The sequence below is a fragment of the Micromonospora sp. WMMA1976 genome, from assembly GCF_027497335.1.
Taxonomy (GTDB): Bacteria; Actinomycetota; Actinomycetes; order Mycobacteriales; family Micromonosporaceae; genus Micromonospora; species Micromonospora aurantiaca.
Map to the genome: position 1 here is coordinate 1,564,449 of NZ_CP114912.1, position 14,636 is coordinate 1,579,084.

At 71.6% G+C, this 14,636-nt stretch carries 16 protein-coding genes; 7 read left to right on the forward strand and 9 right to left on the reverse strand.

Annotated elements, in window-relative coordinates:
* Positions 1-164 precede the first annotated feature (164 nt).
* Positions 165-1,328, forward strand: coding sequence for an MFS transporter (locus O7546_RS07380; protein WP_281600638.1), 1,164 nt, complete (start codon positions 165-167; stop codon positions 1,326-1,328).
* A 79-nt stretch (positions 1,329-1,407) separates the two neighbouring features.
* Here the strand turns inward: O7546_RS07380 and O7546_RS07385 are convergent, their stop codons facing one another.
* Entirely contained in the window at positions 1,408-2,496 is a 1,089-nt protein-coding gene (locus O7546_RS07385) for an epoxide hydrolase family protein (protein ID WP_281600639.1), read from the reverse strand.
* A gap of 145 nt (positions 2,497-2,641) precedes the next feature.
* On the opposite strand from O7546_RS07385, the gene ygiD reads away from it, so the two are divergent.
* Complete coding sequence (gene ygiD / locus O7546_RS07390; protein ID WP_194800748.1) at positions 2,642-3,487, forward strand: 4,5-DOPA dioxygenase extradiol; 846 nt, start codon at positions 2,642-2,644, stop codon at positions 3,485-3,487.
* Between the two features lie 146 nt (positions 3,488-3,633).
* Here ygiD and O7546_RS07395 read toward each other — a convergent pair whose 3' ends face one another.
* The 3 genes from O7546_RS07395 to O7546_RS07405 form a co-directional block, all read right to left on the reverse strand.
* Positions 3,634-4,641 (reverse strand): hypothetical protein, encoded by a 1,008-nt coding sequence (locus tag O7546_RS07395; RefSeq protein WP_281600640.1) that lies wholly within the window; start codon positions 4,639-4,641, stop codon positions 3,634-3,636.
* The gene (locus O7546_RS07400; RefSeq protein ID WP_194800751.1) at positions 4,638-5,153 is read right to left on the reverse strand and encodes a SigE family RNA polymerase sigma factor; all 516 of its coding nucleotides are present in this window, start codon (positions 5,151-5,153) and stop codon (positions 4,638-4,640) included. Before O7546_RS07400 ends, O7546_RS07395 begins: the two co-directional genes overlap by 4 nt.
* A gap of 92 nt (positions 5,154-5,245) precedes the next feature.
* Complete coding sequence (locus O7546_RS07405; RefSeq protein WP_281600641.1) at positions 5,246-5,989, reverse strand: alpha/beta fold hydrolase; 744 nt, start codon at positions 5,987-5,989, stop codon at positions 5,246-5,248.
* 58 nt (positions 5,990-6,047) lie between these two features.
* Between O7546_RS07405 and O7546_RS07410 the strand changes: the two genes are divergently transcribed.
* Positions 6,048-6,998: a YafY family protein gene (locus tag O7546_RS07410; RefSeq protein WP_281600642.1), complete on the forward strand. Its 951-nt coding sequence runs from the start codon at positions 6,048-6,050 to the stop codon at positions 6,996-6,998.
* A 31-nt stretch (positions 6,999-7,029) separates the two neighbouring features.
* Here O7546_RS07410 and O7546_RS07415 read toward each other — a convergent pair whose 3' ends face one another.
* The gene (locus O7546_RS07415; protein ID WP_194800754.1) at positions 7,030-7,599 is read right to left on the reverse strand and encodes a hypothetical protein; all 570 of its coding nucleotides are present in this window, start codon (positions 7,597-7,599) and stop codon (positions 7,030-7,032) included.
* A 111-nt stretch (positions 7,600-7,710) separates the two neighbouring features.
* On the opposite strand from O7546_RS07415, the gene O7546_RS07420 reads away from it, so the two are divergent.
* The gene (locus tag O7546_RS07420) at positions 7,711-8,097 is read left to right on the forward strand and encodes a VOC family protein (RefSeq protein ID WP_269696425.1); all 387 of its coding nucleotides are present in this window, start codon (positions 7,711-7,713) and stop codon (positions 8,095-8,097) included.
* A gap of 97 nt (positions 8,098-8,194) precedes the next feature.
* Here O7546_RS07420 and O7546_RS07425 read toward each other — a convergent pair whose 3' ends face one another.
* Complete coding sequence (locus O7546_RS07425; protein WP_281600643.1) at positions 8,195-8,620, reverse strand: nuclear transport factor 2 family protein; 426 nt, start codon at positions 8,618-8,620, stop codon at positions 8,195-8,197.
* 80 nt (positions 8,621-8,700) lie between these two features.
* On the opposite strand from O7546_RS07425, the gene O7546_RS07430 reads away from it, so the two are divergent.
* Positions 8,701-9,468, forward strand: coding sequence for a helix-turn-helix transcriptional regulator (locus O7546_RS07430; protein WP_281600644.1), 768 nt, complete (start codon positions 8,701-8,703; stop codon positions 9,466-9,468).
* Positions 9,469-9,520: 52 nt separating this feature from the next.
* Here the strand turns inward: O7546_RS07430 and O7546_RS07435 are convergent, their stop codons facing one another.
* The 3 genes from O7546_RS07435 to O7546_RS07445 all read right to left on the reverse strand — a co-directional run bounded on the left by O7546_RS07435 (position 9,521) and on the right by O7546_RS07445 (position 12,620).
* A complete protein-coding gene (locus O7546_RS07435; RefSeq protein ID WP_281600645.1) occupies positions 9,521-10,624 on the reverse strand; it encodes an FUSC family protein in 1,104 nt (367 codons plus the stop codon).
* A 140-nt stretch (positions 10,625-10,764) separates the two neighbouring features.
* Positions 10,765-11,403 (reverse strand): response regulator transcription factor, encoded by a 639-nt coding sequence (locus tag O7546_RS07440; RefSeq protein WP_194800757.1) that lies wholly within the window; start codon positions 11,401-11,403, stop codon positions 10,765-10,767.
* Positions 11,400-12,620 carry a sensor histidine kinase gene (locus O7546_RS07445; protein ID WP_194800759.1) on the reverse strand — a complete coding sequence of 407 codons (1,221 nt, stop codon included), beginning with the start codon at positions 12,618-12,620 and terminating at the stop codon, positions 11,400-11,402. The genes O7546_RS07440 and O7546_RS07445 overlap by 4 nt, the downstream gene beginning before the upstream one ends.
* Positions 12,621-12,791: 171 nt before the next feature.
* On the opposite strand from O7546_RS07445, the gene O7546_RS07450 reads away from it, so the two are divergent.
* Both O7546_RS07450 and O7546_RS07455 read left to right on the forward strand, forming a co-directional pair.
* On the forward strand, positions 12,792-13,883 hold the full coding sequence (locus O7546_RS07450) for an ABC transporter permease (protein ID WP_281600646.1): 1,092 nt from the start codon (positions 12,792-12,794) through the stop codon (positions 13,881-13,883).
* Complete coding sequence (locus O7546_RS07455; RefSeq protein ID WP_194800761.1) at positions 13,880-14,563, forward strand: ABC transporter ATP-binding protein; 684 nt, start codon at positions 13,880-13,882, stop codon at positions 14,561-14,563. The genes O7546_RS07450 and O7546_RS07455 overlap by 4 nt, the downstream gene beginning before the upstream one ends.
* The last annotated feature ends 73 nt before the right edge of the window (positions 14,564-14,636 follow it).

Below are 14,636 nucleotides of genomic sequence, written 5' to 3' on the forward strand. Positions count from 1 at the left end.
CACCGGGAAGCGGCGCGGGGTCACCGACGCGTACGTCAGCCGGCCGTCAGCCGGTGGTAAGGAGCCCCGGGCAGGCTGAACCGAGCCGACACCGGAGGAACGACATGGACCAGCTACAGCGGCGCCGAGCCGCTGCCCGCCACAGGCCGCTCGCACCAGGGCGGGTGGCCACACCCTGGCTCGCCCTGCTGGCCGGTCCGCTGTCGTTCGGGATTGCCGCACCGGCACTGCTGCTCGACGACCTGGCGCGCGCGACGGGTAGCGGGGAACAGGCCGCGACCGCCGGTGTGACCGCCTTCGGCTGGGGGATCGCGTTGGGGACGCCGCTGCTGGCGGCGCTGCTCGCCCGTCGCGGCGTACGAGCGGTCCTGACCGTCGCGTCCGCGCTGGTGGCCGCGGGGACGCTCATCCTCGTGCTGATCCCGAGCGTGCCTGCGATGGTGGCCGGTGCGGCGGTGCAGGGACTCGGGTCCGCCGGCCTCACCGTGACCGCGATGAAACTGGCCGACTCGGCCCGGCAGATGGGCGTGGTCGCCGCGTCGCTGGCGGTCGTCGGGGCCACCGGTCCGCTGACCGGCGCACTGATCGCCGACGTCTCCTCGTGGCAGGCGGCACTGGCGTTGCCGCTGCTGGCGGTGCTCGCCGTGCCCGCGGCTCGCCGCGGCACCACCTCACCGGACGCGGTGCCGGCGCCGTTCGACGTCTTCGGGATGACCATCCTGGCGATGCTGGTCACCGCAGCCGTCCTCATTCCGCACCGGCCGCTGGTGGCCGGCCCGGCCACCGTTGTACTGCTGCCTCTGCTGGTGTTCCGGACCAAGGTCCGTCCGGACGGCTTCCTGCCTGCTGCGGTGGCACGGAACGGCCGGTTCCTCGCGGCGTGCGCGCTGGCCTTCGCGCTGGGAGTGGGGAACTTCGCCCTGCTCTACGCCGCGCCGGACCTGCTGCGACAGCACGCGGGATGGGCAGGCACCCGGAGCGGGATCGTGCTGCTGGCGCCCTACCTGATCGGCGGCGTCTGCTCCGGGTTCCTGGTCGCGGCATCCGTGCGAGTGTCACGCCGCGTCGCGGCCGCCACGTTGCTCGTCACCGGCGCCGCCGCGCTGCTGCTGGCGGCGATCACCACCGCCGTACCGCTGCTGCTCGCGGCGATGACGCTCGGCTCCTTGGCCGCCGCGACCGGCCAAGGCGTACTCGCCCTGCACGCGGCCGGCGTCGTATCCGCCTCCCACCGGGCCGAAGCACTGGGTCTGTTCAACCTCGCCTACCTGCTCAGCGTTGCGATCGGACCAGTGGTTGCCGTGACGCTCTCGCACCCAACCACTTGAGGGCCCCGACGCGCAGTTCACCGTCGGCCGCCTCGGGCGTCGTGGCCTGCGTGGCGCGGCGTTCGGTTGGGCTTCTGGATCACCGCAGTGCGTTGAAGAAGGCGCGCAGATCGGCAGCGAGCAGATCGGGCTCTTCCTGGGCGAGGAAGTGGCCGCCGACGCTGGGCTCGCGCCAGTGGGTGAGGTTGGCGTAGGTGCGTTCGGCGAACGACCGGGGCAGGCCGGCGTCCTCCACGCTGACCGTGATGCCGGCGGGCACGTCGACCATTGGCAGATGCGGGGCCAGGTGGTCGTCACGGTAGGGCCGGAAGGACGTGCCGATGCAGTTGGTGACCCAGTACAGCATCACGGTGGTCAGCAGCTCGTCGAAGCCGAACCGGCGGGAGATGTCACCGCCACAGTCGCTCCAGCGCTGGTACTTCTCGACGATCCATGCGGCCAGTCCGGCCGGCGAGTCGCTCAGCGCGGCCGCAAGGGTGTCGGGCCGTGTCTCCTGGATGATTCCGTAGCCCCAGTCATCCTGGGCCTTCGCGTCGAGCATGGCGATGAACGCCTCCTCGGCCGGGCTGAGGTCGTCCCTGCGGTCCGCCGGCGGGAACTTGATGTGCTGCGAGAAGACCCCGATGACCCGATCTGCGTGGCGGGCGCCGAGCCACGTCGTCACGCCGGATCCGATGTCGCCACCGTAGGCGCCGAAGCGGTCGTAGCCCAGACGGGTCATCAGCTCGGCCCACACGTCCGCGACGGCCGCCTCGGTCGTGGGGCCCTCGGCGAGTGGTCCGGAGAAGGCGAAGCCGGGCAGGCTCGGTATGACGAGGTCGAAGTCTGCGAGCCGGGACACCAGGGGCAGCATCTCCGTGTACGTGCTGGGCCAGCCGTGGGTGAGGATCAGCGCCGTGGCGTCGGGCGATGCCGAGCGGACATGAACGAAGTGGACCGGCGTGCCTTGGATCGTGGTGACGAACTGAGGGTGCCGATTGAGGGCACGCTCGACCGCACGCCAGTCGAATCCGTCGAGCCAGTACCGCACCAGATCCGCCAGGTACCCGGGGTCGGTGCCGGCGGCCCACGGCTCACCTGGGGCGGCCGGCGCGAGCCTTGTCCGCGAGAGCCGAGCGCGCAGGTCGTCCAGGACGGTTTCGGGCACATCGATGCGGAAGGGCGTCACCCGCTCATGGTCCCATCGCCAGGAGTCACTCGGCAGCCGCCCGAATGGGCAGCCTGCCGGGGAGCGTGATTCAGGCCGGAACCGCTGGAGGCGGCACTATCGTGTTCACGTGCCTTCAGACGTACATCCGGCCCTGGATGTCTTGATGCCCGCGGCGTTCCTGGGCCACGGCAACCCGATGAACGCCCTCGAGGTGAACCGGTACACCTCCGCATGGAGAGCCTTCGGCGCCGCGGTGCCGCGTCCCCGCGCGATCCTGGTGGTCAGCGCACATTGGTACATCAACGCCACGGCCGTCACCGCGATGCCCCGGCCGAGGACCATCCACGACTTCTACGGGTTTCCGCAGGAGCTGTTCGAGGTGCAGTACCCGGCGCCGGGGCTGCCCGAGCTGGCCGAGGAGGTCAGTGACGTCGTCCATCCGACCTGGGTCGGGGCGGACGTCGACAGCTGGGGCATCGACCACGGCACCTGGTCGGTGCTGATGCACGCCTTTCCGGACGCGACGATTCCCGTCGTCCAGCTCAGCATCAACGCCGACAAGGCGATGGACTACCACCTTCAACTCGGCGCCCGGCTCGCTCCACTGCGCCGGCGCGGTGTGCTGATCGTGGCGAGTGGCAACGTCGTGCACAACCTGCGCGGCATGGACTGGGCGCTGACCGACGACGGCTTCGACTGGGCGCGACGCTTCGACGAGGACGCCAAGGCCCGGATGCTGACCGACCCGGGCGAGTACGCGACCCTCGACGCCCACCGGGACTTCCGCCTTGCGGTACCGACACCGGATCACTTCATCCCCGCGTTGTATCTCGCCGGTCTGGCCGCCGCCACGGACACCCCCGACACCGAGGTCCTCGTCGACGGCTACGCCTACGGCTCGCTGTCCATGACGGCCTACACCCTGGGCATGTCCTGTCCACCGGCCGCCGGCCGGGGCGGATCCCCCCAGCCACCGCCCGGCCTGCCGCCGGACGGCTCCAACATCTGAGGGGGCGCCGGCTGGTCGAATGCTCTTATGGATCAAGGTGCGGTCGCGGTCGGTCCGGTGCTCGCCGCCGTACTCGTCGCTCTCGTGCTCGTCGCCGTGGCGACGGTGCGGGCCGGAAACCCCCGCCGCAGGCGGGAGTGGTTCGGTCAATCCTTTGTGGCCCGCTCGGTCGCGGCACGGTCGCTCGCCACGATGAGGTCCAGCAGTTCCTTGCCCAGCCCGGCCGCGATCCGGACGCGACCGCCGCCGGTCGAGATCGCCTGCGGGCATGTCGCGTCACCCAGCATCACTGTGACTTCGCCGAGGTTGATTCCGACCGCGCCGGGCTTCTGCAGTGTGCATTCCTCTCCTGCGGGCACGGGGTCGCGCAGCGCGGCGAGGGATGTCCGGATCTGGTTCAGCGTCTTGGCGTCCGTCGCGACGACCATGCCGTTTGTGGGCGGCGCCTCGGTGGTGGCGTTGGTGATGCGGTCGGGCAGCACCAGGCCGCCGGAGGCCGGGGCCGCCGGGCCGGCGGGCCAGGTGACGTGCTTGAGCAGCTGCTCGCGGCCCTTCTCGTCCCCGGAGATGAAGGCCGTCGTCGCCTGAATCTCGTCGTTGAAGGCGCGGTAGGTCCACACGGACGGGATTGCGTACTGGTTGGGCTGATCGACTTGGATCAGCTGCCCGTCCTTGACGACCAGCCGGTTCGGGCTGACGGCCGCGGCGACGCCCTGCTGCACGACAGCCATCCACGCCTGGCCATCCGACTTGCACCTGAAGGGTGCGGCCCCGGGCGGGACAGACGTCGGTCGCGTGGCCCGGGGATCCCACTGTGCGGCGAGGTAGACGGTGTGCGGCTCGGCGGTGCAGGGATCGAGGGTGGTGACCTCGCTCGTCCGCCAGCCCTCCGGAACGGCGACGGACAGGCCACCCAGGCTCACCGTGGCCCCCGCGGTCTCGGACCCCTTCGGGGGCGCACTCACCTGGGGCAGGGCCACGACGGCCGCGACCGCGGCCGCGACGGCGACGGAGCCGGCAGTTCCGAAGGCACGACGGCGGCGCTGCACGCTGCGCCGCCCGAGGCGGACCAGCCGGGAGGCGGGATCGGTCTCGGCCGGCGTCACGGAGGCGGCTGCGCGGTCGAGCAGTTCGCTGACGTGGGTGGGATTCACGGCGTCTCCTTGGAGGATTCGGCGAACAGACCGCTGGCGCGAAGCGCCGCCAGGGCACGGGACGTGCGGCTCTTGACCGTTCCCACCGCGACGCCGAGGGTCTGCGCCACCTCGGCCTCGGAGGCGTCGGCCCAGAACCGCAACACGAGCACCACCCGCTGGTCGGCAGGCAATCGCCGCAGACTGGCGAGCACCTGCACGCTGAGATCCGACTGATCCGCGAACCCACCACGGGACGCGTCCGGCAGCTCCCCGGTCGGCACCTCGTCGCGCCAACGCCGGCGCCTGGCCCGCATCGCGGCACGGATCATCACCTGGCGGACGTACGCCTCCGGCCGCCCCTCCGGCACGCCCAACCGGTGCCACGACCGGTAGGCCGCGATCAGACCCTCCTGGGCGAGGTCTTCACCCAGCCGTCCGTCACCGGTCAGCAGCACGCCGAAGCGAACGATCTCGCGATACCGGCCGGCGACGAATTCCTCGTAGCCGACAGGTTCCGCTCTGCGAAGCAAGCCCATACCTCATTAAGGGACCTGGACCCGCCCGATGGTTCCCCCGTGTCGGTGCCCGGGTGACCCGGGTACGGTCGCCCGGGCACCGCGGGCTATGCCGTCGGCCTGGCTTCGTGCAGGATCCGGGCCAGCTCGTCCGGCCGGCTGAGCATCGGCCAGTGCCATGTCGGCAGTTCCTCGTACCGCCACGAATCGCCGGCCATGTGCCGGCACAGCGGCACGGTGGTGGCCATCTCGCGTGCCTGCTCGGCGGTGAAGCTCGACAGCACGCCGAGGCGGGGCAGCTTCTCCCACGCCCCGGTGAGCCGTACCGGGGTGGTGGCAGTCGCCCACGGTTGTGCCACCGACCGCTCATCGAGCAACGCGACGACCGAGTCATCCACGTCTGCTGCTCCCGCCGCCAGTTCGGCCCACGGCGGGGGCGGCAGCCGCCAGCCGTCGCCGTGTTCGGCGACCACCGCCGCGTTGCGTTCACGCTCCGGGGGCGGGCTGAAGTCTTCGTTCGCCGCCCCGTCGGGCAGCGGGCCGGTGTCGACGAACACCAGTTGGGCGATGCGGTCGGTCATGCGGTCGGCAACGGCTGTCGTCACGACCGCGCCGGCGTAGCTGTGCCCGACGAGGACCACGTCGTGCAGGTCCTCGTAGCGCAGCAGGTTGACCACGTCGGTGACGTGGACGTCGAGGTCGGTGTCCGGGCGGGCCAGGTGGGCGCGCTCGCCAAGGCCGGTCAGGCTCAGCGGGTACACCTCGTGGCCGTGCGCGCGCAGGGCGGCGGTGACGGGGCGCCAGGCCCATGCGCCGAGCCAGAACCCCGGAACCAGTACGAATGTCGTCATGCCTGACACGCTACGATCAATACCGGACAGGTTCCGCCCGGATTGGAAGTAGGGATTTGTGACCCGGCCGACCGCGCGCGTACTGGCGTTGCTGGAGATCCTCCAGGCCGGCGGCGACTTCACCGTCACGGACCTGGCCGGTCGGCTGGGCGTCGACGAGCGCACGGTCCGCCGATACGCCGCGCATCTCGCCGACCTGGGCATCCCGGTCGAGGCCCGGCGCGGTCGCTACGGCGGATACCGGCTCGCGCCCGGATACAAGCTGCCGCCACTCATGCTCACCGACGAGGAGGCGGTCGCCGTCATGCTCGGGCTCGTGGCCGCCGGCCGGGCCGGGCTGGTCACCGCCGAAGGCGCGGCCGCCGACAGCGCGACCGCGAAGATCCGCCGGGTGCTGCCGGCCGTTCTCGCCCGGCGGATCGATTCGCTGCTGGAGACCGTGGACTTCACCGCACGGGTCCGGAAGTCCGCTCCGGCCGGCATCGAGGTGCTGCTGGTGCTCGCGGACGCAGCCCGACATCAGCAACCGGTGGACATCACCTACACCACCTGGCGCGGCGAGTCCGCCGAGCGTCGGCTCGACCCGTACGGGCTGGTCTTCCACGCCGGCCGGTGGTACGTCACCGGCCACGACCACAACCGCCGGGCCGTACGGACGTTCCGGCTCGACCGCATCGGGACCGCCCGCCCCACCCCGGGCAGGTTCGAGATCCCGGCCGGCTTCGATCCCACCACGCAGGTACTCACCGGTCTGGCAGCAGTGCCGTACGCGCACGACATCTCCGTGGTGCTGCACACCAGCCTGGAACAGGCGCAGCGACGGATCCCGCAGTCGGTCGGCACGCTCACCGAGGTGCCCGGCGGAGTGCGCCTCACCGCCCGAGCCGAACGGCTCGACGGTGCGGCGCAGATGCTCGCCGGGCTCGGCTGGTCGTTCACGATCGACCGACCGGACGAACTCAAGGACGAGGTACGGGCCCTGGCCAACCGGCTGCTCGCCGACGCCTGAGGGGCGGCAGAGGTGGTCAGGCGCGGCCGGGTCAGGCCGGCGGATCGTCCCGGAAGAGAGCGTCCCGCACGCCTCGGCCGCCCCAGCGGGTGGCGACGAGTTCGGGACGAGGGCGGGTCGGCTCGGGCATCCAGCGGTGTCGTCTGGTGTCGGGCGCGGGGCGGTCCCAGTCGGCGATCAGCGCGAAAGGGTCGACGCCCCGGCCGCCTGGGCCGTCGTCACACAGCTCGCGGACAACCATCGCTGGATGGAAGCGTAGTTCCTGGGCCATCCTGCAGTCGTCGGCCCGCGAGGCGACCACGGCCCCGCAGCCCTGACAGGCGACGCAGGGGATCCATCCCACCAGCGACCAGCAGCCCGTGCGGACACGGTCATGGACGAAGCGCGTCCCGCGTACGTCGCCGGGTGAGAGGACGAAGGTGCCGGTGAGCTGATCACGGCCGTAGGCGGCCTCGTCGATCGCGTACGCGCCGGGATCCAGGAGTGGTGGATTCACGTGGTGGCAGTCCAGGACCGACCAGTGCGGCGCCGCCGGCAGTTCCACCAACCGGACCGGGACGCTCAGCGTGTTCCCGCAGCCCGCACACCGAAAGCGCTCCACTGCGGCAGTGTGACATCGCAGCCGAGCCACGGCATCCGAAATGTGCTTTCCTCGGCGGGCCTGACCCAGCTGGTCCTCGATACCCCGGCGCGTCGCCGATAGGCTCGCGGCATGTGGACCTTCCGCAGTCCCCAGCTGGTCCTCTTCAGCGACGATCTCACTCGGGCAGTCGCCTTCTATAACCGGCTGGGATTCAGGGAGACCTTCCGGGTACCGACTGACGGCCAACCGATTCACGTTGATCTCGTCCTCGACGGATACAAGATCGGGATCGCCTCGGTCGCGTCCACCCGCGAGGACCACGGCTTGGACCCGGTCGCCGAAGGCCAGCGCGTCGCGGTCATCCTCTGGACGGATGACACCACCGCGGCCTACGAGGGCCTGGTCGCAGACGGAGCACCCGCTCTCGCACCTCCACACGTATGGCTCGGCCGGTTACTGATCGCGTGGACCGCCGACCCCGACGGCAACCCGATCCAGATCGTTCAATCCCTGTGATGCTGCCAACCCGCGGCTCGGTCTGCGGCCGGCCGTGTGCGCTCGCGCCGGGAAGCGGAAGTCCGATCACGGCAGGAATCCGGACCTGGCCTGGCGCTCAGCCAGGCCCGCATCGCAGGTGAGCTACGCATGGTGAGTGCTGAGCAGGTTTCCACCACGCGAGGTTGGCGGTCACGTGGGCCACCGGCTCGATGATTTCCCACGCCTCGGCGATCAGCCCATCGTCGATCCGCCAGATGTCGACGACCGCGATCTCCGGTCCTGCGTCGGGAAGCCAGCGCCGCGAGTACATCACGACGTGATCGCCGTCGCCCAGCACCTGATTGATCTCGACCTGCATGCCGGCAAGCGGTACGAGCGCGGCGCGGACGGCGGCGAGCCACTCCGCTTTGGTCGATGTGGTCGTACCCGGCCTGTGGTGGACGAAGTCGTCACTCAGGAACGGGGCGATCGCATCGACGTCGCCCGTCTCGATCAGTCCTGCCAGCGCCCGTTGGACGATGCTCTTGTTCGCCGTGGTCATGGATGCAGTGTTCGCGTGACCGCTCCGGTTGTCGATGAACTCGGATTTCATGGCGTCCGGCGCGACGATGAGTACGCTCCATGATCGTGCGCACGGTCGGGGAACTCCTGCGGCAGTGGCGGCAGCGCCGGGGGCTCAGCCAACTGGATCTCGCGATCGCTGCGGACGTCTCGGCTCGTCACGTCAGCCTGGTCGAGACCGGTAAGTCCAAGCCGAGCCCCGACATGATCCTTCGACTCGCGGATCAGCTCCACGTGCCGCTGCGTGAACGCAACCGGCTGCTGCTCGCCGGGGGCTTCGCACCCCGGTACGCCGAGAGTCCGCTCGACCACAACGCACTGTCAGCCGTCCACGACGCTGTCCGGAGGGTGCTCCGCGCGCACGAGCCCTACCCGGCGGTGGTCTTCGATCGCCGGTGGAACATCGTGATGACCAACCGCGCCGTCGAGCCGTTCTTCGCACAGGTGGCTCCTGACCTGCTGCGACCGCCGGTCAACCTGGTACGGCTGGGACTGGATCCGCGCGGTCTCGCGCGCATGGTCGTCAACCTGGCCGACGTGCGCGCGGTGTTCCGCACCCGGATCTCACGCCAGCTCGCCACTGCTCCCGACGCTGAGCTCACCGCACTCTACGAAGAACTGTTGGCGCCCGAGCCGGAGAACACGTCGAGTCAACGGATCGAAGCGGACGTCGTGATACCGATGATCCTTCGCGTCGGCGGACGAGAGCTGCGGCTGTTCTCGACCATCACCACATTCGGCACCCCGATGGACATCACGATCGACGAGATCGCGATCGAGTCCTACTACCCGGCCGACGCGGAGAGCGCCGCCTACTTCACGACGTAGCGTCCTGTCAGCCGCTGGCAAGTCGGCTCCGACGGCCGACGGCACCCGGGTGTCACCCCCGGCTCAGGCCGAGCGCCTCGTCCACCCGATCCAGCACCGTCACGTCGTCGTGGCCGACGCCGCGCAGCAGGTCGATCGCTGTCGCCCGGATCTGCCCGACGATCATGGTGACCGGCAGCGGCGGGTCGGTCCGCAGCAGGCCCGCGGCGATCCGGACCGCCTCCAGCGCCGCCGCGTCGGCCCGCTGCGCGTGCCGGTCGGCGTCGGCGCCGGTGAGGTCGTGGGCCATGGCCTCACCAGCCGACCGTACGGCGGAGGTCAGCGCGCCGATCGCGGCGGCCAGCTCCGGCGGCGTGGCGGTGTGCCGGCGGGTCAGGGTCACGCCGGCCCGGGCCAGCACGCGGATGTTGCGGGCGGCGTAGTCGAGCTGCCGCAGTGTGGCCTCCACCTCGGCGAGCTTGCCCAGGTGCCGGCGGCGCAGTCCCAGCCGCAGCGTCTCGCCGGTGGCGAGCACCGCGGCCTGCATCTCGGCGACGCAGTCGTCCACCTGCCGCGCCCGGTCCAGCGCGGCGCGGGCGGCGTCCTCGTCGCAGCCCTTCAGTGCCGCGTTGACCTGGTCGAGCAGGTCGGCCAGGTCGGTGTAGCTGCGCCGGGCCTGGGCCACCAGTGGTGCCAGCGGGTCACGGGCGGCCATCAGCTGGCTGGCGGCGAGCGCCACCGCGCCGCCGATGAGCGCGTCGACGAAGCGGAACGGCATCAGCGTCCCGTTCGGCGCGGAGACCACGACCAGGTACATGGCCGAGACGCTGGCCTGCACGACCAGGGCACGTCGGGCCCCGATCACCACGAGCGTCGTGGTGGTCAGCAGCAGCACCAGCAGGACCGTCTCGGTGCCCGGGCCCAGCGCGTACACCAGCAGCTCCGCGACGAGGACGGCGGCTGCCACGGCGAGCAGGATCTCGACGGTCTGCCGCAGCCGTCGCCCGCGGGACTCGCCGAGTACGACGAGCGCGGCGGTCGGTGCGAAGAACGGGTCCGGGTGACGGATCACCAGCGCCGCCACGATCCAGGCGACCACAGCGGCGGCGGTCAGCTCGACCACTGTCATCCCGTCGCCGCGCAACCGCCCGACGGCGTCGCGCACCCAGCTCCGCACCGGTCGTACCCCTCTCGCCGGACAGGCCGGGACCCGGCCGCCGATTGATCTTCCGCGAGGAGGGCCACTACCCCGGCCGTGACCTGCTCAATCGCTGACGCCGGCAGCCGGCCTGGCCGACGACCCGCACCTGCCCGGGGTCAGCGGCGGATGAGGCCGAGTTCGGTGGCGGTGGCGACGGCGGCGGTACGCGACTCGACGCCGAGCTTGGCGTAGATGCGGGCCAGGTGGGACTTGACGGTGCCTTCGGTCAGGTGGAGGCGGGTGCCGATGCTGTGGTTCGACAGACCGTCGGCGACCAGGGCGATGACCTCGGTCTCGCGCCGGGTCAGGGTGGTGGCCGGCGTACGCAGGCGGTTCATCAGCCGGTTCGCGACGGTGGGCGCCAGCGTGGTGCGTCCGGCGGCGGCGGTGCGGACGGCGGCGGCCAGGTCCTCGGGTGGGGCGTCCTTGAGGAGATAGCCGGTGGCGCCGGCCTCGATGGCGGGCAGGGTGTCGGCGTCGGAGTCGTACGTGGTGACGATCAGCACACGCGGCGCATCCGGGCGGGCGGTGATCCGGGCGGTGGCTTCGGCGCCACCCATGCCCTTGCCGAACTGCAGGTCCATCAGGACGACGTCGATGTCGCCTGCGGCGGCGCGGGTGACTGCCTCCTCGGCGGTGGCGGCTTCGGCCACGACGACCAGGCCGGGTTCGGTTTCCAGCACGGCGCGCAGCCCGGCCCGTACGACCGGGTGGTCGTCGGCCAGAAGGAGGCGGATGGGGACGTCGTCGGTCACGGGCGGCCCTCGGGCTCGGTGCTGGTGGGCGGGGTGAGGGGAAGCTCGGCGGTCACGGCGGTGCCCCGGCCGGGCGCGGATGCGACGGCCAGGGTGCCGCCGAGGGCGGCCATGCGGGCGCGCATGGCCGCCAGGCCGAAGCCGCCGCCGTCTACGTCGGGGGCGGGCAGGTGGTCCGGGTCGAAGCCGCGCCCGTCGTCGACGACGTGAAGGGCGATGCGGTCGCCGAGATGACTGAGGGTGATCTCGGCGGTGGTGGCCTGGGCGTGGCGGACCGTGTTCGCGACTGTGGACTGGGCGATACGCAGGAGCGCCACCTCGTGGGCGGTCGGCAGCGATACGGGGTCGCCGACGAGGTGGAAGCGGGCGGTGAGGCGGTGGCGGGCGCTGGTGGTGGTGCACAGGCGTTCCAGGGCCCCGGCCAGGGTGGTGCCTTCCAGGGTGGGCGGGGTGAGCGCGGCGACGAAGCGGCGGGCCTCGGCGAGGTTGTCCACGGCGACCTGACGGGCCGCGTCGACGTGACCCGAGGCGGCACCGGGCCGGCCGGGCAGGGCGCGCTCGGCGGCGCGCAGCAGCAGCTGGATGCTCGACAGGCCCTGGGCGAGGGTGTCGTGGATCTCGCGGGCCAGACGCTCGCGCTCGGCGAGCACGCCGGCGGTGTGCTCGGCGCGGGCCAGGTCGGCCCGGGTGGCGGTGAGTTCCTCGATCAGCTGCCGGCGCTGCTCGCTCTCCCGATACAGGGCCTGGTACCCCCACACCACCCCGACGGCGACGGCGGCACCGAGCGCGGGACCGATCACCGTGGCCGGGGTGAAGGAGCCGGTGTGGGCGCCGAACCCGGCGACGGCCGCCACGGCGGTGACGATCACGGCGGCCAGGCCGGCGCGGCGCGGCAGCAGGTGGAGCTGGAGGAAGTACAGCGGGAACGCCACCCAGATCGCGTCGGGGGACAGGCCCAGCAACACCAGCCACACGGCCCCGACGGCGGCCAGCCACCAGGCGGCGGCCCGCCGCGAGCACCGGATGCGGGGGAGGAGCGGCCCGATGGCGTACGCCAGACCGCACGCCACCGCCACGGCAACGATCGAGCCGGCGTGCGGCCGGTCGTCGGCCACCGCCCGGCCGGCGGCCAGGACGAGCAGGCCGATGATCAGCAGGTGCAGGCACCAGGCCAGGGCTCGGGTGGTCGGGGTCAGGGCAGGGGCAGCGGTGCTCACAGTGCGTCCCACGTTACCGACGCCGGCGCCCCGAGGGCCTCTATCGAAAGTTAGAACCCGGGCGCCGTCCTTCGGCCCGCGAAGTGCCGCCCTAGGCCAGACGCGGACACGGGCGCCGGCCGCGATCGTGGAGTCGTACCGCTTCCACCGCCGAAAGGACAGGCCACTGCCGTGTTCGTCGCCTGGAGAGACCTGAAGTTCGCCAAGGGGCGCTTCGCCCTGATGGGTACCGTCATCGTGCTGATCACCCTGCTGGTCGGGCTGCTGTCCGGGTTGACGGCCGGACTGGGCCGGCAGAACATCTCCGCCATCACCGACCTGCCCGTCGACAGGATCGCCTTCCAGGCGCCCGGCGAGGGCCAGGACGTGTCGTACTCCAACTCCACTGTCACCGAGAAGCAGTGGCGGCAGTGGGCCGAGGCCCCCGGCGTGACCGGTGCCGAACCGCTGGGCATCACCACGACCAGGGCCACCGCCGGGAACAGGAGCGTCGGGGTCTCCGCCTTCGGCGTCCAGTCCGGCTCCCGCCTGGCCCCCGACAGCGGCCGGATCGACGACCGCTCGGCGGTGCTGTCCACCAAGGCCGCCGACGACCTCGGTGTGCAGGCCGGCGACTCCGTCACCCTGGCCGGGCAGCGACTCACGGTGGCGGCCGTACGCGGCGACGCCTCCTTCAGCCACACCCCCGTGGTGTGGATCAGCCTGGGCGTGTGGCAGAGGATCGCGCCTCCGGCCGGCACCGGCGACGGCAGCCAGACGGCCACCGTCGTCGCCCTGACCACCACCTCGGACGCCGAGCCGGGAGCCACCGACCGGCAGGCGGGCACCAGGACGGTCTCCGTGGCCGACTCACTGTCCGCGATCGGCTCCTACACCTCCGAGAACGGCTCGCTACAGCTGATGCGCGGCTTCCTGTTCGCCATCTCCGCCCTCGTCATCGGGGCCTTCTTCACCGTCTGGACCATCCAGCGCAGCGGCGACGTCGCAGTGCTCAAGGCACTCGGCGCCCCCACCGCCAACCTTCTCAAGGACGCCCTCGGACAGGCCGTCGTGCTGCTCGTCGGCGGCACCCTGCTCGGCACCGGCATCGCCGCCGCGCTCGGCGCCCTCGTCGCCGGGTCCACGGTGCCGTTCCTCCTCACCCCGGTGACCGTCCTCCTTCCCGCGGCCGTGATCGTCGTCCTCGGCGCCCTCGGCGCCGCTCTGGCCATCCGCCGGATCACCTCCGTCGACCCGCTGACCGCCCTGGGGAGCGCCCGATGAGCCTGAACCTGACCGACATCACCCTCACCTACCCCGACGGTGAGGGCCGCCTGACCGCCCTCGACCGCGTCACCCTTGACGTACCCAAGGGCAGCCTGACCGCCGTGATCGGCCCCTCCGGCTCCGGCAAGTCCAGCCTCCTCGCGGTCGCGGCGACCCTCATCACCCCCGACTCCGGCACCGTCACCATCGACGGCACCGCCACCACCGGAATGACGCGGGGCGAACTTGCCGACCTGCGCCGCCACAAGATCGGCATCGTCTTCCAGCAGCCCAACCTGCTGCCCTCCCTCACCGCCGCCGAGCAGCTCCAGGTGATGGCCCAGATCGACGGCCGCCGACCGGCCGGAGCCCGTACCCGCGCCGTGGAACTCCTCGACGCGGTCGGCCTCGCCGGCCAGGCCGACCGCCGGCCGCACCAGCTCTCCGGCGGCCAGCGCCAGCGCGTCAACATCGCCCGCGCCCTGATGAACGACCCCACCGTCCTGCTCGTCGACGAACCCACCAGCGCCCTCGACCACGAACGCGGCGCCGCCGTCATCGAGCTGATCACCCGTCTCACCCACCAGCAGAGCACCGCCACCGTCCTGGTCACCCACGACCGCACGAACCTCACCGCCGTCGACCAGGTCGCCGAAGTCCACGACGGCCGCCTTCACCTTCCGACGCCGGCCCGCTGAGGTACGGGTCGAAGGTGGTGCCTGCTGTACCCGGACTGGGCAGCCCGCTGGATGGTCGCTGTTCCCCCAGCTC